14 protein-coding genes and 1 pseudogene are annotated in these 21,411 nt (G+C 41.5%); 11 read left to right on the forward strand and 4 right to left on the reverse strand.

The window, feature by feature from the left end:
• A pseudogene (locus tag HMPREF0106_RS27685) lies at positions 1–188 on the forward strand (IS110 family transposase); the annotation flags it as partial.
• Positions 189–645: 457 nt separating this feature from the next.
• Here the strand turns inward: HMPREF0106_RS27685 and HMPREF0106_RS19860 are convergent.
• A complete protein-coding gene (locus HMPREF0106_RS19860) occupies positions 646–1,257 on the reverse strand; it encodes a DsbA family protein (protein WP_004324286.1) in 612 nt (203 codons plus the stop codon).
• A gap of 337 nt (positions 1,258–1,594) precedes the next feature.
• On the opposite strand from HMPREF0106_RS19860, the gene HMPREF0106_RS19855 reads away from it, so the two are divergent.
• Both HMPREF0106_RS19855 and HMPREF0106_RS19850 read left to right on the forward strand, forming a co-directional pair.
• On the forward strand, positions 1,595–3,511 hold the full coding sequence (locus HMPREF0106_RS19855) for an Ig-like domain-containing protein (RefSeq protein ID WP_004298332.1): 1,917 nt from the start codon (positions 1,595–1,597) through the stop codon (positions 3,509–3,511).
• Positions 3,456–4,331, forward strand: a complete 876-nt coding sequence (locus tag HMPREF0106_RS19850) for a DUF3108 domain-containing protein (RefSeq protein WP_009039105.1) — start codon at positions 3,456–3,458, stop codon at positions 4,329–4,331. The genes HMPREF0106_RS19855 and HMPREF0106_RS19850 overlap by 56 nt, the downstream gene beginning before the upstream one ends.
• A gap of 169 nt (positions 4,332–4,500) precedes the next feature.
• Here HMPREF0106_RS19850 and HMPREF0106_RS19845 read toward each other — a convergent pair whose 3' ends face one another.
• The 3 genes from HMPREF0106_RS19845 to HMPREF0106_RS19835 all read right to left on the reverse strand — a co-directional run bounded on the left by HMPREF0106_RS19845 (position 4,501) and on the right by HMPREF0106_RS19835 (position 6,634).
• Positions 4,501–4,911, reverse strand: coding sequence for a PaaI family thioesterase (locus HMPREF0106_RS19845; protein ID WP_004298330.1), 411 nt, complete (start codon positions 4,909–4,911; stop codon positions 4,501–4,503).
• A 32-nt stretch (positions 4,912–4,943) separates the two neighbouring features.
• Positions 4,944–5,936, reverse strand: a complete 993-nt coding sequence (locus HMPREF0106_RS19840) for a FecR family protein (RefSeq protein ID WP_004310926.1) — start codon at positions 5,934–5,936, stop codon at positions 4,944–4,946.
• A gap of 101 nt (positions 5,937–6,037) precedes the next feature.
• A complete protein-coding gene (locus HMPREF0106_RS19835) occupies positions 6,038–6,634 on the reverse strand; it encodes an RNA polymerase sigma-70 factor (protein ID WP_004310927.1) in 597 nt (198 codons plus the stop codon).
• Between the two features lie 397 nt (positions 6,635–7,031).
• On the opposite strand from HMPREF0106_RS19835, the gene HMPREF0106_RS19830 reads away from it, so the two are divergent.
• From HMPREF0106_RS19830 to HMPREF0106_RS19795, 8 genes are all read left to right on the forward strand, one after another.
• On the forward strand, positions 7,032–8,756 hold the full coding sequence (locus HMPREF0106_RS19830; protein WP_008776096.1) for a hypothetical protein: 1,725 nt from the start codon (positions 7,032–7,034) through the stop codon (positions 8,754–8,756).
• A gap of 57 nt (positions 8,757–8,813) precedes the next feature.
• Positions 8,814–12,314: a TonB-dependent receptor gene (locus HMPREF0106_RS19825; protein WP_009039106.1), complete on the forward strand. Its 3,501-nt coding sequence runs from the start codon at positions 8,814–8,816 to the stop codon at positions 12,312–12,314.
• Between the two features lie 20 nt (positions 12,315–12,334).
• On the forward strand, positions 12,335–14,167 hold the full coding sequence (locus HMPREF0106_RS19820; protein WP_009039107.1) for a RagB/SusD family nutrient uptake outer membrane protein: 1,833 nt from the start codon (positions 12,335–12,337) through the stop codon (positions 14,165–14,167).
• A 26-nt stretch (positions 14,168–14,193) separates the two neighbouring features.
• Positions 14,194–15,279 (forward strand): family 43 glycosylhydrolase, encoded by a 1,086-nt coding sequence (locus HMPREF0106_RS19815; protein ID WP_004307466.1) that lies wholly within the window; start codon positions 14,194–14,196, stop codon positions 15,277–15,279.
• A gap of 3 nt (positions 15,280–15,282) precedes the next feature.
• On the forward strand, positions 15,283–16,359 hold the full coding sequence (locus HMPREF0106_RS19810) for a metallophosphoesterase (protein ID WP_008641764.1): 1,077 nt from the start codon (positions 15,283–15,285) through the stop codon (positions 16,357–16,359).
• 39 nt (positions 16,360–16,398) lie between these two features.
• Positions 16,399–18,207 carry a glycoside hydrolase family 2 protein gene (locus HMPREF0106_RS19805; protein WP_004307998.1) on the forward strand — a complete coding sequence of 603 codons (1,809 nt, stop codon included), beginning with the start codon at positions 16,399–16,401 and terminating at the stop codon, positions 18,205–18,207.
• Between the two features lie 282 nt (positions 18,208–18,489).
• Complete coding sequence (locus tag HMPREF0106_RS19800; protein ID WP_004308000.1) at positions 18,490–19,692, forward strand: glycoside hydrolase family 88 protein; 1,203 nt, start codon at positions 18,490–18,492, stop codon at positions 19,690–19,692.
• Positions 19,693–19,844: 152 nt separating this feature from the next.
• Positions 19,845–21,395: a sulfatase gene (locus HMPREF0106_RS19795; RefSeq protein ID WP_009039109.1), complete on the forward strand. Its 1,551-nt coding sequence runs from the start codon at positions 19,845–19,847 to the stop codon at positions 21,393–21,395.
• Positions 21,396–21,411 lie beyond the last annotated feature (16 nt).

Consider the following 21,411-nt stretch of genomic DNA (forward strand, 5'->3'; position numbering starts at 1 on the left):
ACTATCAAAGACTGATTAGTAAGGGAAAGAAGCCTCAAGTGGCTTTAAATAATGTCAAGAACAAACTCATAAGAATCATAGTGGCATTAGTCAGGAAGAAAGTACCATATGATCAAAATACATACAAATATTATGAAGAACGAGAAGTTATAGAAAGGAAAAAGAACGAGAAGTTAATTTATTGTTAAACGGAATAAGAGATTAGGATATTAGCATAGAATACGTGGGAAACTACCAACTGTACGCCAACCATAGGCTCGGCAAAGACCCTCCGCGACATAAGTGATAGTCCCACGCCCATTGGGTATATAAACAAATTATATATACAGAAGTGTGCGCGAGACCTGACATCACTTATTGCCATTCGCGGTAAATTTTTGCCGAATTTATGGTTGAATGCAATAAATAATCGTTCTCTATAAAAAAATAAAATGTTCCTCTCTACGTATGAAAGGAAACCGCTACAAAAGTAGCAATAAATATTGATAAAGCAAGTAATCTTGTTTTATAATTTCATAGATAGTTCTGATTTACTAAAAGTCAGTATAAATATGATTAATATAAAAAGAACCCTACACTGAATTATTGTTTTTTTTGTTCAGTTCAGAATTGGAATTCTAGGTAATTCTGCTAGATGATTTTAACTTAACTTTCTGTTTTCTTTGCATAAACCACCTGTTTGCCTGTTCCATAACGGATTAAGAGTCCACGTTCGATAAAAGCATTCAGTTCTTTCAAAGCACGTTTTTTGTCGTGTCCTGTCAATCGGCTATAGTCGGTGCGGGTCAGGCAGGGATATTTGTTCAGATGCTGGTTGATTATTGTCAAACATTCTTCTTCGCTGTGCCCTTTTCTGTGGTGACGAGTCATCGATTCTCCACGTTCCAGTCTCATTTGCTGGCCTACTTCTTTCTTAAACTGGCTACTTACCCGGAAATTGACATTTTTCAGTTCTATGGATTGTGCGTGTACATCTTTTTTCTTCATTACACGAGGTCCCTTCAAAGACACTGAAAAATATCCGATATCTCCCAGTTCCACAATCCATCCGTTGGCAATCAGGTCTCTCAACTCGTTTTGGAAAGACTGCATGGCGCCCGCCAGTAAACTGCGGCTTATTCCTGTGAATTTGTGTACACGGTCTAGAAATTCTTCCTGATCGACGGTTCCTTTGAATACTACGCGGGGATGAAGCGGTTGTGCGTCGCCTGTTTGTTGAATGTCAGGTGTGTCGTAAAGGTCATATTGTATACTCATATTCGTTTTTATTTAGTGTAGGCACATTGATAAATCCGTTTGCCTATCCGGATTTACTTCACTTGCTACTTTTATTTCGTTCCACTATAGTTTCTCTTTCGTCCCACTATAGTGCTCCGCAAGGGAAACTATAGTGTTCTTTGCGGAACACTATAGTGGAACGAAAAAAGATTAGGCAACAAAGGTAATCTCTTTAGGCAATAAAACTAATTATATTAGCAGGAAAGAAATAAAAACGTCGCAAATATTGTTTATTACCTTAAGTCACCCTTTCCTTTTTTAATAAATTAGCTAGAAAGTGTGGTGTTTATTGAATAAGAACCCTTATTTTTGCAGCATGTTACAATTTGAGAATCAAAAGATAAAGCAAATAGTTCGCAAGGTGCTTCCGGTAGTAACGCTGGGAGCTATGTTATATTCCTGCGCCAGTATTGGACGGCCGGACGGAGGCCCTTATGATGAGACGCCGCCCCGTTTCATCGGTAGTACTCCTGCTGCGGGCGCTCTGAATAATGAAAGGACTAAAATTTCTTTGATGTTTGATGAGTTTATTAAGCTGGAGAAAGCAACCGAAAAAGTCGTTGTTTCTCCTCCCCAGATACAGCAACCGGAAATCAAGGCTTCCGGCAAGAGAATACAAGTCAACCTACTCGACTCTTTGAAGCCTAACACGACCTATACGATTGACTTCTCGGATGCAATTGTCGACAATAATGAAGGTAACCCGCTAGGGAATTTTGCATTTACGTTTTCTACCGGTACGGAAATCGATACGATGGAAGTAGCAGGAACAATGCTCGACGCCTCTAACCTGGAACCTATTAAAGGTATGCTTGTCGGACTACATTCCAACCTGAATGATTCGGCTTTCAACAAATTGCCTTTCGACCGTGTGGCACGTACAGACAGCCGTGGACGTTTCTCCATCCGTGGTGTAGCTCCCGGCAAATATCGCATCTATGGATTGATGGATGCCGACCAAAACTTTACTTTTAATCAGAAGAGCGAGATGATCGCTTTCCATGATTCGTTGATTATCCCCCGCATGGAAGAACGTATCCGCATGGATACTGCTTGGGTGGACTCATTGACCTACGACACGATTGTTGAGAAGAAATATATGCATTATTTGCCGGATGATGTCATCCTCCGTGCCTTTAAAGAGCTTAATTATTCGCAATATCTTATCAAGTCGGAAAGACTGGTTCCTCATAAGTTCACTTTTTATTTTGCCGGTAAGGCGGACACTTTGCCAGTCTTGAAAGGCTTAAACTTCGATGAAAAGGATGCTTTTGTCATCGAAAAGAATCAGCGGAACGATACAATCCATTATTGGGTGAAAGATTCTTTGCTCTTCAAACAGGATACTCTTGCCATGAGTCTGACTTATCTTTATACAGATACTTTAAACCAATTAGTACCCCGTACAGATACGCTGAATCTTGTTTCGAAGCAGAAATATAAGAAAGAGGAGTCGGATAAGGACAAAAAGAAAAAGAAGAAAAAGAAAGGGGAAGAGGATGAACCCGAACCGACGAAATTCTTGCCGGTGAATGTTAGTGCCCCTTCGTCAATGGATGTATATGGATATATTTCTTTGAATTTTGAAGAACCGATAGCCAGCTACGACACTGCCGCCATACATCTGCGGCAAAAGGTGGATACGCTCTGGAAGGATATACCGTTTGAATTTGAGCAGGATTCCGTAAATCTGAAGAAGTTTAATGTGTATTATGATTGGGAACCGACGCTGGAATATGAATTTTCGGTGGATTCGACCGCATTTCATGGTATATACGGATTGTTTACAGACAAAATAAAACAAGGGTTCAAGGTGCGTAGTTTGGAAGAATATGCCAAAATCACGTTTGTGGTGACGGGAGCGGAACCTAATGCTTTCGTTGAACTGTTGGATGCGCAGGATAAAGTGGTACGCCGAAGAAGAGTAGAGGAAGGAGGTTATGCCGACTTTTATTACTTAAATCCCGGTAAGTACTCCGCCCGGTTGATTAACGACCGGAATGGAAACGGTGAATGGGATACCGGCAATTTTGAAAAAGGGGTGCAGCCCGAAGAGGTGTATTATTATAATCAGATTTTAGAGCCGAAAGCCAACTGGGATCTAGAACAAAGTTGGGATATTCATGCAGTTCCGCTGGATAAGCAAAAGCTGGATGAACTTAAAAAACAAAAACCAGATGAAGACAAGAAGAAAAAGGATCGGGAACGAAATAGTCAGAACCGCCGTCGTTAGCGTTCGACGCAATTTTATTATCGGATTAGTGGCCTTACTGATGGGAGCTTTCGCCCTCCCAGCCAGTGCTCAATGTGAAGCGAAGAATGATGCGTTTCAATCCGGCGAACACGTAATGTATGATTTATATTTTAACTGGAAGTTTGTCTGGGTGAAAGCCGGACTTGCCAGTCTGACGACGAATGCTACTACTTATCATTCACAACCTGCCTACCGGATCAATCTGCTTGCTTTGGGCAGTAAACGGGCAGACTTCTTTTTCAAGATGCGCGATACGCTGACTTGTGTGATCGGTGAAAAACTGGAACCGCGCTATTTCCGCAAAGGTGCTGAAGAGGGAAAACGTTACACGGTTGATGAGGCTTGGTTTTCTTATAAGGACGCTCTTTGCCTCGTAAACCAGAAACGTACTTATCGGGATGGAGCGTTTGATGAATCTGAAGCTAGCGATAGCCGTTGTATATACGATATGTTAAGCATCTTGGCGCAGGCACGTTCTTACGACCCTGCAGATTATAAGGTGGGAGACAAAATCAAGTTCCCGATGGCTACGGGCCGTAAAGTGGAAGAGCAAACGCTTATCTACCGTGGAAAAGAAAATGTGAAAGCGGAGAATGGAGTTACTTACCGTTGCCTGATCTTCTCATTGGTAGAATATGATAAGAAAGGAAAAGAAAAGGAGGTGATTACTTTCTTTGTGACAGACGATTTGAACCATCTTCCTGTCCGTCTGGATTTATTCCTGAACTTCGGTTCGGCAAAAGCATTCCTGAATAATGTGACGGGTAACCGGCATCCGCTGACTTCTATCGTTAAATAGATATAGAGAAAAAACGAAGGCATATCAGAAGTAAATGGCCCTGCCAACCTGTTATTTTTTAGACGCGGATAACGCGGATGACACGGATTTATTATCTTTTTATCCGTATCATCCGCGTTATCTGTTTCTAAAAGGTATACTTTTAAAAGTGTTGATGCGCTTTCCTGTTTTATTCCTGAACTTCGAAAGGCACTTTCTGATCCTTTCGGAATACGCTAGATTCAAAAGTTGCAATCAACTCTCCGTCTTGGTTTGTTATATCTACCTGATAGCAACCTGTACTTCGACCGATATAGCGTTCGCGTGCTTCGGCAAAGAGAGTATCTCCGGGGCCGCTGGCACGCAGAAAAGTAATAGTGGACGAGAGAGAGAAAGCTAGTGTGCCGTGCGAGTTGGCAGCTGCGGCAAGCGCAAGGTCTGCCAGCGTAAAGATCGCTCCTCCTTGTGTGCGGGCACCTGCGTTAAGATGTTCGGGTTTTATTTCTAATTTGGCTTTACTGTAACCTTTGCGTACTTCCAGCAGTACTACTCCTGCATTTTCGGCAAACAGATCGTTCTTAAAAAACTCTTGTGCGGTCATGATATTATTTTTGAAGATTCTTTAATCGTTTCTTATTTTTTCAATGAATGGATATATACCTTATCTTTTTCAATTGAGTAGCTAAATTTATTTGTTTCAGACATAATATCCAATATTTTCTCCAAATTATTTGTTTCTATAATAAAACTTCCATGGAAAATCAAATTCTTGAGTTGCTCTGACTCAAATGCGAATGTCACATCAAACTGGCGCTCCAACTCTTTAGAAATGATCGACATAGGAACTTCATCCCAGAATACTTTGCAGTTGATCCACTGTTCAGCATAGTCAGCACTCTCGGTCAGCTTATAAGTTTGGTCAAGCTTATTAACTGTCATCGTTTGATTAGGCTTCATTATAAACTCTTGGTTGATGCACAATAAGACAATGGAACCTTCTAGGAGTGATACCTTTATATAATTCTCATCACCATAATTTTTAACGTTAAACTTAGTACCCAGTACCTTGATCTGTGCGGAGTCTGTTTGTATAACAAATGGATGCTCTCCATGCTCTACCTCAAAATACCCTTCGCCTTCCAGCCGGACATTGCGATTCTTTCGACTAAAACTCTCGGAGTAAGAAAGCTTGGAATCTGCGTTTAACCACACTATAGAACCGTCAGGAAGCTTCATTTTTAATTTCGATTTTCTTGGAGCGTATACTTCGGAAATCAAAGAATCATCAGGTGTTGTAAAATTATAAATTATAAAAGGAGTGGTAAACAGTAATATAATGATTGCCGCTGCGTAACCTGCATACTTCACAAATAAGGCTCTTCTCATCTTTCCTGCCGGAGCACTCTTATGTTTGCGGATTCGTTTCGCAAATCTGTTATAGGCTTGTTCTTCGTGTACAGATACATTTTTATACTCGGCAGACAGAAGCCAGATTCGTTTCTGCTGTTCAAAATATTTCTGATTCTCCGGATCGGAGTATATCCATTCGTTCAACTTATGTAAGTCCTCTTTAGCGATACTTCCCGAGAGGAAATCATATATCAGTTTATCAAATTCTTCTTTCATACCATCTTAAACTTAATATCTATTGAAAATCATATACCTGCGCTATCATCAGGACAGTTTGTCAATAGAAGAAGTATAGTGAATTACTTTGCTTTTTAATATTAATTAAATATATTCGTAATAAACATTACAATCAGGGCAAGATAAGATCTTGCTGCTTCCTTCAGTTTATCCAGTGCACTTCGCATGTGATATTTCACTGTATGAATAGTGATTCCCATGATTTCGGCAATTTCTTCTTGTCTTTTGTTCTCAAAACGACTCAATAAAAATACCTTCCGGGTTTCCGGAGATAAGCCGTCAATCGTCTTCTGAATAATAGAATGTAGCTCTTTACCCTCTAAATGCTCAACCGGATTTTCGCCCAAGGACCATAAATCGCTGTAAATGACCAGGTCTTCTGACGAGCAGGCCGTTTCCCTTCTCACATATTCAAGCTGAAGATAATTGATACACTTATTGGCTACACTTCTGAAAAGGTAGTTCTTCAATGAGGTGTTAATTGTTATTTTAGAGCGGTTTTCCCATAGACTATACACCAAATCTTCTACTATAGATTCTGATAGATAAGAGTCTGTCAAATACCCTCTCGCTATCCGGCAAAGATCTGTATAGTAAGTTTTATAGATGTATCGGAATGCCTCCTCTTTACCCGATTTCAGGGCCTCGATAATCTCTGTTTCCAGGTTTTTTTCCATTATGTCTTTCAGAAATCGTATTATTAGTTAATATATTAAGGTGAATACTCACAGGTTCTGTTTCTCCGATGGATAATTCGGGGGCAAGGTATTGAAAAAATGTAAGATGACCAAACTCACTAATAAAAAGATGAGTTGAAGGGCTGAACGAATAAAAAAATCATTTCTCACTATACTTTTTATTAATCTGGCTGTCATATTAATGAATAGGCCAATAAAGCATATTTTAACCTGAATCTCTATGAATGGTAAAAAGAAGGATTGTAAAAGAGCATAGCGCGACACTCTTTTTTAAGTTATAAGGTATACAAACAGCTGTTTTAGTTTAGTCATGCAGGATAAAGATTGTTTTCAGGAATAACAGAAAATAAGCTATTTCTTATTTAAATAATATTGTATGAAGAAACTACATTTTCTATTAAGCACATTCCTTGTGTTTATATTCACGTCATGCGGAGAAGATGAACTGAAAGGTGTTGTCTTATCCGAAGATCCGGGGTACGTAAAAGAACCATTGGTAGCCATACAGGCAGAAGATGGCACAGGGAACTGGATAAATGGTCTTATTGACCAGAACAGTAGGGTCATAGCCTTAGATTTTCGCATTTTGGACGACCAAAGTGCGGTGAATGTGAAACTCAAACTGGCGGATGAATGGGCAAAGCCCATTGATCCGCTTACTACTGATGCTGTACTGGACTTGAGCAGCGGTATCACCCGTATTAAAGTGAATGATGGAGCAGATGATATCGAATATACCATTTTCAGCACTTCTACTCAGCTACTTCGAGGCGTAACGGCTACTTGTAACACAGAGCAGGTTAGTGCTAACTTTATTAATGGCATCGCTTCGTTACGTTTCAAACAAAACACTGCATTTGCAAACGTTGTGTTGATGCCGACTTTGGCAGATAACGCAGAAATCATCTCTACGGATCCCGTCAGTCAAAAGGATGAAAACGGAAACCTGATTGTTGACCTAAGTAGCACACTTACTATTACTGTAAAAGACAATACGAACAACATGACTAAAAAATATCAGTTGAGTGCTGTAAATGGAATTATTGACGCAGGGGTAAACTGGAAAAATATTACTGCTGATCTAAAAAGCCAACACAGTAGTATTTGTATTCCTGATTTCATGATTGTCTATGAAAATAAAAACTTGCATGGAAGGAGCGGTAATACGGGATGGTTGATAACTATTCCTGCCGGTAGAATAAATATGAAGGTTAGCTGGGATATGAATAAAGACAATGTAACATGGGCTGAACCCACTGCTCAACATCGTACAACAGCTATCATGAATGATAATATGGATTATTCATTGTTTGTTCCGGGATTGTCCGGGCAATTCTGGGTACCGATATTTTATAGCCTCGGGTGGAATGATAGTGGGCTGCTATCCGCACCGCGTCTCGGATATAACCTATCTACTTCTTTGAAGTATTGTCCGGGAACTCTGGGAATTACAGCTGATGGAAAAGCGGAGATTTCGTATGCAGAAGTGATAGATAATAACTTGTATAAGTTTACCAGCGGCGGAGCCGGCAAACAAGCTGCCAATGGAGTACAGTGGTCCCCAACCAGTGCTGTCAGTGGATATTCCTATCCGTTGCAAAAAGGGCAGATCATGATTGCCGGAGAAAATGCAGAACTTTACAAGACATTTGCTACTAATGAAGGAAGAAATACTTCGACCCGTAACAGAGGAATGGATGGAGCATTGTCAGGAAGTAATTCATGGGCTGCTAATCCGGTAAGCATTTGGACTTTTGATGGCAAGCCTGTAGGACGCCGGGCTGTCGGTATCACGGAAGAAGGAGACTTGGTCATTTTTGTAAGTAATCGTTTTACGAATTCTTATAACTCGGTAAAAGCAGCTTGGAATGTCTTTAGTGATGGCTCTTCTTTACGGGAAGTTGCTGTGGCATTGCAGGAAGTGGGTTGTACGGATGCCATTGTGTTTGGTGAGAACTATCATAGTCCTGTTGTTATTCGGGATGATAGTAGAGGGGTGCCTTTAGGAAAGGTAGCCGGTAGATACGACTGGGAAACGAACGGCAATGTTAAAAATGCGGATAATGAGGCTAGTTCGCAATCCTGGATAATGTTTAAATAAGAATATTGTAAAACAATGAGTTAGTAACAAAAGATATACACATAAAAACTTAAATCAATGAGTAAAATCATCAAATGCATGTTCTTCGTGCTATTAGCTGCAGTTCTTCCACTGTCGGTTCATGCACAACAGGTGACCTTACATTTGCAGGACGTAACGGTGCGCAAAGCGTTCCGGGAGTTGGAGGTCAAAGGAAATGTATCCTTAGTATATGAGAAAAATGATGTGGACCTGACCCGTAAGGTAACTGTAAAGGTAGATAATCAACCGATAAGCAAGGCACTGGATCAGATTCTGAAAGGGCAGGAGTTGATTTATAAAATAAAAGATAATCATATTATTATCACCCGGCCTGTCGTTCAGAAATCGGATAAGAAACGGCGTATCAATGGTGTCATCAGCGATGTCAATGATGAATTGTTAATTGGAGTATCGGTATCAATTCCCGGTACTAATATTGGCACGGTGAGTAATATGGAAGGGAAATTTGAACTGGAAATACCGGAGGACGCTAAGAAATTGCAAGTGTCTTATATCGGTTTTGACACGCAGGAAATTTCATTGTCGCCTGGCAAGACGACATTCAACATTGTAATGGGAGAGAATGTGAAAATGCTTTCAGAAGTAGTAGTGGTTGGTTATGGCACGCAAAAGAAGGTGAACCTGACCGGTTCGGTTGCTACGGTAAATTTGGAAAAGGAATCACTTTCCCGTCCTTTGGTCAGTGCTTCGCAGGCGTTGAGCGGTATGACAGCCGGTTTGCAGGTGATGCAAAGCTCCGGGACTCCATATAATGAAGGCTTTTCTTTCAATATTCGGGGAGTAGGTACCCTGAACAGTTCTTCACCACTCGTGTTGGTGGATGGGATGGAACAAAGTCTGAATAATGTAGATCCCAACGATATTGCTTCTATTTCCATCCTGAAAGATGCGGCCTCGTGTGCTATTTATGGTAACCGAGGGGCAAATGGGGTTATTCTGGTTACTACCAAAACCGGACAAACAGGAAAGGTCAGCGTATCTTACAATGCTACTTTTTCACTGAATCAACCTACCAAACTGATAAAAACGGTATCTAACTACGCCAAGTATATGGAATTGATGAACGAAGCTGCTACTAATATAGGAGAATCTGCTCCTTTCAGCGACATTACCATCAATCAATGGCGTGAGGCGGAAAAAGATCCGAATGGCATTTCGGCTTCCGGCTATCCTAATTATGTAGCTTATCCTAATACAGATTGGTACGATGAGATATATAGTAACGACTGGATGATGAAACATTCGCTTTCCGTCACTGGACAGGAGGGACGTACCGGATATAATCTTTCTATATCTTATACTGACAATCCGGGATTAATCAAGGATACCGGATACCAACGCTATTTTTTGCGTGCCAATGTTTATTCGGATATTACTAAGTGGTTACGTATTGGTACTCGCGTATGGGGGTATCACACTGACCAGAAGAAAAGCGATACCGGTTCACTCACCAATATTAATACTCAAAAGATGATACCGGGCGTATATCCATATTATGACGGAAAATATGGTGCGCCGGAAGCGAACGAGGAAGATCCGCAATCTCACAATCCTCTGTGGGACATGGCGCAATCGGAAGGGCATATCAAGAACACGCAGTTCTTCACTACTTTCTATGCCAACGTGAAGTTTCTGAAACACTTCTCATACGATGTTAATCTGAACTATAAGGATTATCGTTATGAATCGATGTCCGTAAATACGGATTATGGGAAATATAGTTTTAGTACAGATCAGTGGATAGCTGCCCCCAAAGATCCTGCCGATTTGTATACCCGTATGGCGTATGTCCGTGAGAACCACTGGAAATTAACGCACTTGCTCAATTATAACCAGACTTTTTATAAGCATGATATTGGTATGTTATTGGGCTTTGAAGAAGAACGTTTTGTCAAACGGACTACCGACACTGCCAAACTTGGATTAATAGATTCGTCTGTGGGTGATTCAAGTTCTGCTACTACTCCTTCTTCCATAGGTGGTACAGGTGAGGAATTTACATCCCGTTCTTACTTCGGTCGTATTAACTATGCTTTCGACAGCCGTTATTTATTCGAGGTTAATATGCGTTATGACGGTTCCTCCCGTTTTGCTCCGGATAATCGCTGGGGGCTTTTTCCATCTTTCTCTGCCGGGTGGAGAATCTGTGAAGAGAGATTTATGAAAAGACTTCCTATCGACAATCTGAAATTACGTGCTTCGTGGGGTAAGTTAGGGAACAATGCGATTGGTAACTATGAATGGCAGGCTGTGTACAACTCGGCAAAGTACGCGTTTGGAGGTAGCCTTAATAATGGTTTGGCAATTACTTCTATTTCCAACAACCTGTTGGAGTGGGAAAGTACTGCCATTACGAATATTGGTATCGACTTTGCAACTTTAAGAAACCGTCTGACGTTTGAGGCTGAATTTTATAATAAAGTAACGGATGGAATCTTATATCGCCCTGATATGTATATGTCTCTCGGGACAGCCAGTGGCCCTCGTCAGAACATTGCGGAAGTGACTAACCGCGGTATTGAAATGACCCTGAATTGGCAAGACCGTATCGGTAAAGTAGAATATCGTGTATCCGGTAACTTTGCCTATAACCAGAACAAGGTCAGTAAATACAAAGGAGAGTTGCAGCGTGGCTGGGTGACAGATGAAAACGGGAACCGTGTTTATCAAACCAATATCGGCGATGTCTCTACCGGAGGATCTACCCGTGTAATAGAGGGTAAAATGATTAATGAATACTATATGTTGCAACCATATAAAGGCAGTGGAAACGGTTTTAACGCAGATGGAACAGTCAATATCAACGGTGGTCCGAGAGACGGAATGATCCGTACAGTAGACGACATGAAATGGCTGAATGCTATGGTAGGGGCAGGGTATAAGTTCTATCCGCGTCAGAACGTCAGTAAGAGTGGCATTTGGTATGGTGATTACATCTATGCTGACTTAAATGGCGACGGTGTATATGGTAATGACGCTGATAATGAGTTTCAGGGATGCTCCAATGTGCCCAAGTATAACTTCGGTCTGCAGGCAAGCGCTAATTGGAAAGGCTTCGATTTCTCCATGAACTGGTCCGGTGCGGCAGGTTTCAAGATTTACTACTATCGTTTGGCATTGAACAGCAGTGCTACCATCAAAGGATATGCTATTGGGGAAGCAATAGCAAACGATCACTATTTCTTTGATCCCAAAAATCCCAATGATCCGCGCACGAACTTGAGTTCAAAGAATCCTCGTTTGACAAATAACTCCGGTAACGACCAAAGTGGTATGACACAGTCATCAGTACATTTGCAAAAAGGGGATTATATTAAACTGAAGAACCTGACTATCGGATATACATTGCCTGCTGTCCTGTCGAAAAAAGTATATGCACAGAATATCCGTTTCTTTGCTTCCGGTGAAAATTTATTTACCATTACCGGGTATGAAGGAATGGATCCGGAAATGCGTACCGCAGTGGGATATTCTACTATGAGACAATATGCATTCGGTGTAAATATCACTTTCTAAACTTACTCTAAAACGATTTTATGATGAAAAACAAAATAAAAATATTTCGGAAATTAGTAAGATGTGCATCTATTGCCTTGCTGTCTTTCTCTATGGCTGGATGCGGTGCGGACTTTTTAGATACTACTCCTACCAATAACATAAGCGGTAGTAGTATCTGGACGAAAGCAACTTTGGCCGAACAGGCTGTTATCGGCGTATATAATGTCTTTCTGGATCAATATTGTCCTAACTCCGGCATTTTGGATTCGCACCGGATTCCATGGGATGCTTATTCTTCTGTGATGGATACAGACAAGAACTGGATTAAGCGAATGCCTAATTGTACAGGAGCAGCTACTCCCTCAAGTGGCCTGTTCAGTGATATTTATAAACGTTTTTATACTTTTATCTATCGTGCTAATGATGTGATAGATAATATTGGTCAGGTTCCTGATATGTCGACCGGAGAGAAGCAACGGGCTATCGCCGAATGTAAATTCTTGCGTGCATTTGCTTATATGCGCTTGAATATCTTGTATAAAGGAGTGCCGTTATATATGAATGCAATCACGAGTCCTGAAAACGGTAACAAAGCCCGTTCTTCAGAAGCGGATGTTTGGGCGGCTGTACTCCAGGATCTGACAGATTGTGTGAATGAACCCAATCTACCGGGTAAATATAATTCGGGTGACTCTAACTATGGACGGGTAACCAAAGGAGCTGCTTATGCATTACGCGGACAAGTATATATGTGGCAGAAGAATTGGGAGGCGGCGGTTGATGATTTTAATTCTGTGGCTGACTGTGGCTTCGGGTTATATACTAAGGCCGGTGCTACCAGTTATAAGCAGTTGTTGAAAATAGCAAATGAACAATGTGAAGAAATGATATTCTCTGTGCAATGCATCAAGCAATACGGCTACTCCAATACAAGGAACATCACTTACGGCAACCGTTGTACAGCAGGTTCTATGTGGAATAACTATTTGCCTAATCCGCATTTTGTAGAATCTTTTGAGACGGCGACCGGAGAAAAGTTTAATTGGGATAACTACTTGCCGGGCTATAGTGCGATGAAAGAAAAAGAACGTGTGGTGTTTTTTCTACGCGATGGACTGTCTGCGGCGGAAAAGGAACGTATGACTGCCTATGGGGCCGATATGAGCAAATATCTGGATAGTGGCAATGAAGCACGTATCAAAAAAGCTTACGAGAGCCGTGATCCACGTCTGCAAATGGCTATCATTACCCCTTACGCACAATACAATGGTGCTTCTTCTGGAATAGCTCATACTTATACATTGCGTTGGCCTTATCGTGGCTCCGACAGTGCAGAGCCTTTTGATATCCGTACTGATACAAACGATAAGTTTTACTACCTATGGAGAAAGTTTGTACCTGAAGGTCTGGAACAGACAGAGCGTGATACTTATGGATTGGATATTCCATTAATACGCTATGCGGAAGTATTGCTCCTGAAAGCAGAAGCGCTAAATGAATGGGGAAGTACCCATGAAAGCGAAGCAATCAGATGTGTTAATGAAGTAAGACGTCGTGCAGGGCATGTCGAATTGAATAATGCAACTTATCCTGCTACGAAAGTTAACGGGCAGAGTGATTTGCGTGAACGTATCCGGAATGAGTATTACTGGGAAATCGGTGGCGAAGATTCCATGTATTTCCATGAATTGCGTTGGGGAACGTGGAAAGATAAGAAGTTTGATAATAATCGTAACGGTCTGATGCAGATGTGGGGTGAAACGACTTATACCTGGTACTGGTTGGGAGATCAGTGCTGGAGTTGGCCTATTCCTGCTAAAGAAATGGAAATGAACTCGAATTTGGAACAGAATGAAGGTTGGATAAATTAATCTTAGTTTTAACTAATAAAGTATATATGAAAAAATTATCTTTTTTAATTGCAACAGCATTGTGTATCATGGCATGTTCCGGTGGCTCTGACGAACAACCGGATGGGCCGGGTAACGGTAATGGAAATGGGGGTGGGGGGAGTACCCCTAATCCTGTTTCATTCTCCAATCCTATAGTCGGCAAACAGTTGCCTGATCCGACTATAATCCATGCGGCAGACGGGAACTTTTATTTGTATGTTACCCAACAGGATAATATCTATATTCCGATTTACAAATCTACTAATATGACACAGTGGACTTATGCTGGGGCAGCCTTTCTGCAAAAACCGAACTGGCAGCCGGACACTCGCTTATGGGCTCCGGACATTAACTATATCAATGGTAAATATGTGCTCTATTATACTCTCGGGCACTGGGACTTGCCTAAGAATAGTTGTATCGGGGTGGCGGTCAGCGACTCTCCTGTAGGGCCTTTTACGGATCACGGAAAACTTCTTGACTACAATTCTGGTACTATGCAGTGCATCGACCCTTGTTATTTTGAAGATAATGGTAAGAAGTATCTTTTCTGGGGAAGTTATAATAGTACTTCTAAAGGCTATGAAGGAGGTATCCGTTATGTAGAGTTAAGTGCTGACGGTCTATCCATTAAAGGGGCTGTTTCCGAAAAGATAGCGGGTCCTTCAATAGAAGGCATCATGGTTCATAAACGCGGGAATTATTATTATCTATTTGGCTCTACGGGTAGTTGTTGTGAAGAGGAAAGAAGTACGTATCGTGTAGTGGTGGGGCGTTCTAAAAATATCGAAGGTCCTTATGTGGGTAAAAACGGTACTGTGATGAAAGAAAATAGTAGTTATAATGAAGTAATTCTACAGGGTAATAACCTGTTTGCCGGAACCGGACACAATTCCGAAATTATCACGGATGATGAGGGTAATGACTGGTTCTTCTATCATGCCTGGCAGAAAGCGAAAATAGATAATGGTCGTCAATTGATGTGTGACCGCATACAATGGAGCAGTGATGGCTGGCCTTATATTACTAATGGCACACCGGCATCCGTATCTCGTGCACCTGTATTTAAAAACGAAGAAGAAAAAGAGTAATCTATGAAACTATTCAACTATTTATTGGCCGGGATATTGTGTGCTTCTGTCACTTGTCTCCCGGCGCAGCATCGGGCTGATCCCCAGAAATTGGTCAATCCGGAATCCTTTTCTATGATTTTGCTCGGTGATCCACAGGGATATACCAAGTATGATATTAACCAGCCGCTTTTTGATCTTTGTACCGCATGGATTGCGGACAATATAGAGTCGCTTAAAATTAAAGCTGTCCTTTGTACAGGCGATTTGGTGGAGCAGAATGATAATAATGTATTAAACCGTAAGATGCTGAACCAGACCAGTCGTGAAATGTGGGAGGCAGCATCGCAGGCTTTGAAAAGACTGGATAACAAAGTACCTTATATTATTGCCGCAGGCAATCATGATTATGGATACAAAGCCGCAGAAAACGGTCGTACTTATTTTCCTGATTATATTCCTTTTGAACGAAATTCTACCTGGCGGAATATCTGTGTCAGTGAATTTCCTAATCGTGAAGGCAGGGCGTCTTTAGAGAATTCGGCTTTTGAGTTTGATGAGCCGGGATGGGGAAAGATTTTGGTTATAGCAGTAGAGTTTGTGCCTCGTGATGAAGTTCTGCAATGGGCGAAAGATTTGGTAAACAAGCCGAGATACAAGAATTATAAGGTGATTTTTATCACTCATTCTTATCTTGATATAGGTAATAAGCGCGTTACGAAAGATGGGTATAAGATTTCTCCACAAAACTCGGGGCAGGCTATTTGGGAGAAACTTATTTATCCTTCTTCCAATATCCGTCTCGTACTTTGCGGACATGTGGGAAGAGGCACCGGTGAATATGAGAATAATGTGGCTTATCGGGTGGATAAGAACAGTGCCGGGAAAGATGTATCACAAATGACGTTTAATGTACAATATGTAGGAGGCGGTCCGGAAGGGAACGGAGGGGATGGTTGGCTTCGCATTCTGGAATTTATGCCGGATGGTAAAACGATCAAAGTACGTACTTATTCTCCCTTGTTTGGGATTTCAAAATTGACCAGGCATCTGGCACATCGTACGGCACCTTACGATCAGTTTGATATTATATTGGAATAACTTGACCTAGTAAAAATACTCTTAATAGAAATAATGTAGATGAGAAAAGTTGTATGTTCTTTAGTGATACTTATTAATAGTGTTTATCTATTTGCACAGTGGAAACCGGTTGGCGGTCGAATTATGACGGAATGGGCGGCGAAAATAGATGTTGAAAACGTGTTGCCCGAATATCCCCGCCCAATTATGGAACGTGCTGACTGGATAAATCTGAACGGATTGTGGAATTATGCTATTTCTCCGGTAGGTCAAGCTATGCCACAAAGTTATGATGGTCGGATTTTAGTTCCTTTTGCTGTAGAATCAAGCTTGTCCGGAGTGGGGAAAAGTCTTGGGGAGAAGAATGAACTTTGGTATCAGCGTCAATTCTCGGTTCCCTCCAAATGGAAAGGACATAGGATCTTATTGCATTTTGGGGCTGTTGACTGGAAAGCGGATGTTTGGGTAAATAAGGTAAAGGTGGGACAACATACAGGAGGATTTACTCCTTTTTCTTTTGATATCACGCCTGCCTTGCTGAATGGGGAAAATGAATTGATCGTGAAAGTGTGGGACCCGACTGATAAAGGTCCTCAGCCTAGAGGAAAACAGGTTAGTAAGCCGGGAGGTATCTGGTATACTCCTGTCAGTGGTATTTGGCAAACAGTTTGGCTAGAACCCGTGCCAATCCGGTCGATTGTCAATATCAAAACGACTCCTGATATTGACAGGAATAAGTTGACAGTAGAGGTTATGACAGATCATCAGATGCTTTCAGATAAATTGGAGGTGAAGGTATTAGAAGGAAAGCAGTTGGTGGCTGTAGGAAGTTCCGTAAATGGTATTCCGGTTGAAATTGCTATGCCGTCTGATGTAAAGTGGTGGTCACCGGATTCTCCGTTTTTATATGATATGGAAATTTGTCTGTATTCAGAAAATAAGTTGATCGATAAGGTTAAGAGCTATACTGCCATGCGTAAATATTCAACGAAACGCGATAAAAATGGAATTGTACGTCTACAATTGAATAATAAGGACTTGTTTCAATTTGGTCTTTTAGATCAGGGCTGGTGGCCGGATGGCTTGTATACGGCACCTTCGGATGAGGCTTTAGTATATGATATTCAAAAGACAAAAGATTTTGGATATAATATGATTCGCAAACATATAAAAGTAGAGCCTGCCCGTTGGTATACGTATTGTGATCGTTTAGGGGTTATTGTGTGGCAGGACATGCCGAGTGGCGATAAGAATCCCGAGTGGCAGAATCGGAAGTATTTTGAGGGAACAGAATTTAAACGGTCTGCTGAATCAGAGGCTATTTATCGTAAAGAATGGAAAGAAATTATCGACTGCCTTTACTCTTATCCTTGTATTGGCACATGGGTACCTTTCAATGAGGCTTGGGGGCAGTTTAAAACCCCTGAAATAGCAGAATGGACAAAGCAATATGATCCTTCCCGTTTAGTGAATCCTGCCAGTGGAGGTAATCATTATACCTGTGGTGATATGCTCGATTTGCATAATTATCCCGGTCCGGAGATGTATTTATATGACGCACAGCGTGCAACTGTACTCGGAGAGTATGGAGGAATTGGTTTAGTGCTGAAGGAGCATCTTTGGGAGCCGAATCGTAATTGGGGGTATGTTCAGTTTAGTACTTCCAAAGAAGCTACTGATGAGTATCTGAAGTATGCTAATATGCTGAAGGATATGATTGCACGTGGATTCTCGGCTGCTGTTTATACACAGACTACAGATGTTGAGATCGAAGTGAACGGATTGATGACATACGACCGCAAAGTAATAAAACTGGATGAACAGAATTTGAAGAGGGTAAATACGGAAATTTGTGAAAGTTTAAAGTAAGAAGCCGGATTAGCCATTTGGCTGAACAAGGCAACTCATCTGTAGCCATTCGAATTATAGATATAGTTTGCAATATTATATAATTGAGAAAACAGAATTCAGATACTTTCTTTGTATCTGGACTCTGTTTTTTTGAATATATAATTCTATCCATTCCTTCATTTTTCAGTGAAATGTACCAAAATTGTCCTTCATTTGGATTATTTAGGTCGGTCAATTCTATTTAAATGCACTACTTTTGCCATCAGGAAAATTAATCACTTAACAAATAATCCTTGTATTATGAAAACAATTCTTAGCGCATTAGGACTTTCCCTATTGATCTTTACGAGTTGCGGTGGACAAAAAAAGGTTGAAGTAGACTTTATTCAGGACAACATCGACAACGCTGTGGCACAGAACACAATCCAGACGGACATTATCGAGAAGTCCGGTAAAATCTTGAATCCGAGAACAATCAACGAAGATGGGAGTATCTCTTACATACCGATGGAAGACTGGTGCTCCGGATTCTTTCCCGGTAGTATATGGTTGACTTATAACCTGACGGGTGATAAGAAATGGTTGCCGCTGGCTGAGAAATACACAGAAGCTCTTGATTCTGTGAAATATCTGAAATGGCATCATGATGTAGGTTTCATGATTGGTTGCAGTTATCTGAACGGCTATCGCATGGCAGATAAGAAAGAGTACAAAGACGTCATTATAGAAGCTGCCAAATCATTGTCCACTCGTTTTCGTCCGAATGCAGGCGTTATCCAGTCATGGGATGCCGATAAAGGTTGGCAGGGAACACGGGGATGGAAATGTCCGGTGATTATTGATAATATGATGAATCTCGAACTCTTATTTGAAGCAACAGCTCTTTCCGGAGATTCTACTTTCTACAATATTGCAGTGAAACATGCTGATACAACAATGGCTCACCACTTCCGTCCGGACAACAGCTGCTACCATGTGGTAGATTACGATCCGGAGACAGGAGAAGTGCGTAAGAGACAAACTGCACAGGGATATGCGGATGAATCTTCTTGGGCCCGTGGACAAGCTTGGGCACTCTACGGATACACTACTTGCTATCGTTACACGAAAGACAAGAAATATCTCGACCAGGCACAAAAAGTCTATAACTTCATCTTTAATAATAAGAACCTGCCGGAAGACCTCGTACCATACTGGGATTATGATGCTCCGAATATTCCGAACGAACCGCGTGATGCTTCTGCAGCAGCTTGTACAGCCTCTGCCCTTTACGAACTGGATGGCTATCTGCCGGGCAACCACTACAAAGAAACGGCTGATAAGATAATGGAAAGTTTGGGCTCACCTGCTTATCGCGCAGAAGTTGGAACAAATGGAAACTTTATCCTGATGCATTCGGTTGGCAGTATTCCTCACGGTCAGGAAATTGACGTTCCTCTGAACTATGCTGACTATTATTTCTTGGAAGGACTGATGCGTAAAAGAGATTTGGAAAAGAAATAAGAAATAGACAATGAACGGTAAACAGTGAACGGTGAATGCTTAGCGGATTCTGACGGAACATGTTTACCGTTTATCATTCGCTACTTGCTGTCTATAACTTTCTATTGACCGTTTGTCATTTACCTGTTTTTAATCATTTATCATAAACCATCATGAATAAACCTATAAACCTTCTTGTAGGAGGCTTGACGCTGTTTGTCGCACAAGGTTGCAAGGCTCCGAAGCAAGCGTCCCAACAAGCGGAGCATCCTAATATAATCTATGTATTTCCCGATCAATACCGTAACCAGGCGATGGGCTTCTGGAGCCAGGACGGATTTCGGGATAAAGTAAACTTTGAAGGAGACCCCGTGCATACTCCTAATCTGGATGCCTTTGCACGTGAATCTATGGTCTTGTCGTCTGCACAGAGTAACTGTCCGTTGAGCAGCCCTCATCGTGGAATGTTACTGACCGGTATGTATCCGAACAAAAGCGGTGTACCATTGAATTGCAATTCTACACGTCCGATCAGTTCCTTACGCGAGGATGCGGAATGTATCGGCGATGTGTTCAGCAAAGCAGGTTATGACTGTGCTTATTTTGGTAAACTTCACGCTGACTTCCCGACTCCGAACGATCCCGAACATCCGGGACAGTATGTGGAAGAAAAACGTCCGGCATGGGATGCCTATACACCGAAAGAACGCCGGCACGGCTTTAACTACTGGTATTCTTACGGAACATTTGACGAACACAAGAACCCGCATTATTGGGATACGGATGGTAAGAGACACGATCCGAAGGAATGGTCACCTTTACACGAATCAGGCAAAGTCATTTCTTATCTGAAAAATGACGGTAACGTACGTGATACCAAGAAACCTTTCTTCATAATGGTGGGCATGAATCCTCCTCACAGCCCGTATCGCTCCTTGAATGACTGTGAAGAGCAGGATTTTAATCTTTATAAAGATCAGCCTCTGGATAGTCTGTTGATTCGTCCGAATGTCGATTTGAAGATGAAGAAAGCGGAGTCTGCACGTTATTATTTCGCTTCCGTTACCGGAGTAGACCGTGCTTTCGGACAGATTTTGACGACATTGAAAGAATTGGGATTGGATAAGAATACAGTCGTAATCTTTGCTTCCGATCATGGTGAGACGATGTGTAGCCAGCGCACTGATGATCCGAAGAATTCCCCTTATTCTGAATCCATGAATATTCCGTTCCTGGTTCGTTTTCCCGGTAAGATTCATCCGAGGGTAGATGATTTATTGCTCTCCGCTTCTGATATTATGCCTACGGTGCTTGGCTTGTGCGGATTGGGTGATTCTATTCCGGCGGAAGTGCAGGGACGTAATTTCGCTCCTCTTTTCTTCGATGAAAAGGCTGAAATTGTTCGTCCTACAGGTGCACTGTATATTCAGAATGTAGATGGTGATAAAGATGAAAATGGATTGGTGCAGACTTACTTCCCTTCTTCAAGAGGTATCAAGACGGCTCAATATACATTGGCGTTATATATCGACCGTGATACGAAGCAATTGAAAAAAAGCCTCTTATTCGATGATGTAAAAGATCCATATCAACTGCATAACCTGCCTTTGGAAGAAAATAAGGAGATTGTGGCACAACTTTGCGGTGAAATGGGAGCTATGTTGAAGGAGATTAACGATCCTTGGTATACGGAAAAGATTCTGTCGGATCGGATTCCTTATTAGCGATTAGTAATTTATA

The sequence above is a fragment of the Bacteroides sp. D22 genome (genome assembly GCF_000163675.1).
Lineage (GTDB): Bacteria > Bacteroidota > Bacteroidia > Bacteroidales > Bacteroidaceae > Bacteroides > Bacteroides xylanisolvens.

Bases quoted from the DNA above. Each gene is read 5' to 3' on its own strand.
- HMPREF0106_RS19860 (WP_004324286.1), bottom strand. From the start codon at position 1,257: ATGAGTATACAATATGACCTTTACGACACACCTGACATTCAACAAACA.
- HMPREF0106_RS19835 (WP_004310927.1), bottom strand. From the start codon at position 6,634: ATGGAAAAAAACCTGGAAACAGAGATTATCGAGGCCCTGAAATCGGGT.
- HMPREF0106_RS19825 (WP_009039106.1), top strand. From the start codon at position 8,814: ATGAGTAAAATCATCAAATGCATGTTCTTCGTGCTATTAGCTGCAGTT.
- HMPREF0106_RS19815 (WP_004307466.1), top strand. From the start codon at position 14,194: ATGAAAAAATTATCTTTTTTAATTGCAACAGCATTGTGTATCATGGCA.
- HMPREF0106_RS19855 (WP_004298332.1), top strand. From the start codon at position 1,595: ATGTTACAATTTGAGAATCAAAAGATAAAGCAAATAGTTCGCAAGGTG.
- HMPREF0106_RS19830 (WP_008776096.1), top strand. From the start codon at position 7,032: ATGAAGAAACTACATTTTCTATTAAGCACATTCCTTGTGTTTATATTC.
- HMPREF0106_RS19810 (WP_008641764.1), top strand. From the start codon at position 15,283: ATGAAACTATTCAACTATTTATTGGCCGGGATATTGTGTGCTTCTGTC.
- HMPREF0106_RS19795 (WP_009039109.1), top strand. From the start codon at position 19,845: ATGAATAAACCTATAAACCTTCTTGTAGGAGGCTTGACGCTGTTTGTC.
- HMPREF0106_RS19805 (WP_004307998.1), top strand. From the start codon at position 16,399: ATGAGAAAAGTTGTATGTTCTTTAGTGATACTTATTAATAGTGTTTAT.
- HMPREF0106_RS19820 (WP_009039107.1), top strand. From the start codon at position 12,335: ATGATGAAAAACAAAATAAAAATATTTCGGAAATTAGTAAGATGTGCA.
- HMPREF0106_RS19845 (WP_004298330.1), bottom strand. From the start codon at position 4,911: ATGACCGCACAAGAGTTTTTTAAGAACGATCTGTTTGCCGAAAATGCA.
- HMPREF0106_RS19800 (WP_004308000.1), top strand. From the start codon at position 18,490: ATGAAAACAATTCTTAGCGCATTAGGACTTTCCCTATTGATCTTTACG.
- HMPREF0106_RS19840 (WP_004310926.1), bottom strand. From the start codon at position 5,936: ATGAAAGAAGAATTTGATAAACTGATATATGATTTCCTCTCGGGAAGT.
- HMPREF0106_RS19850 (WP_009039105.1), top strand. From the start codon at position 3,456: ATGAAGACAAGAAGAAAAAGGATCGGGAACGAAATAGTCAGAACCGCC.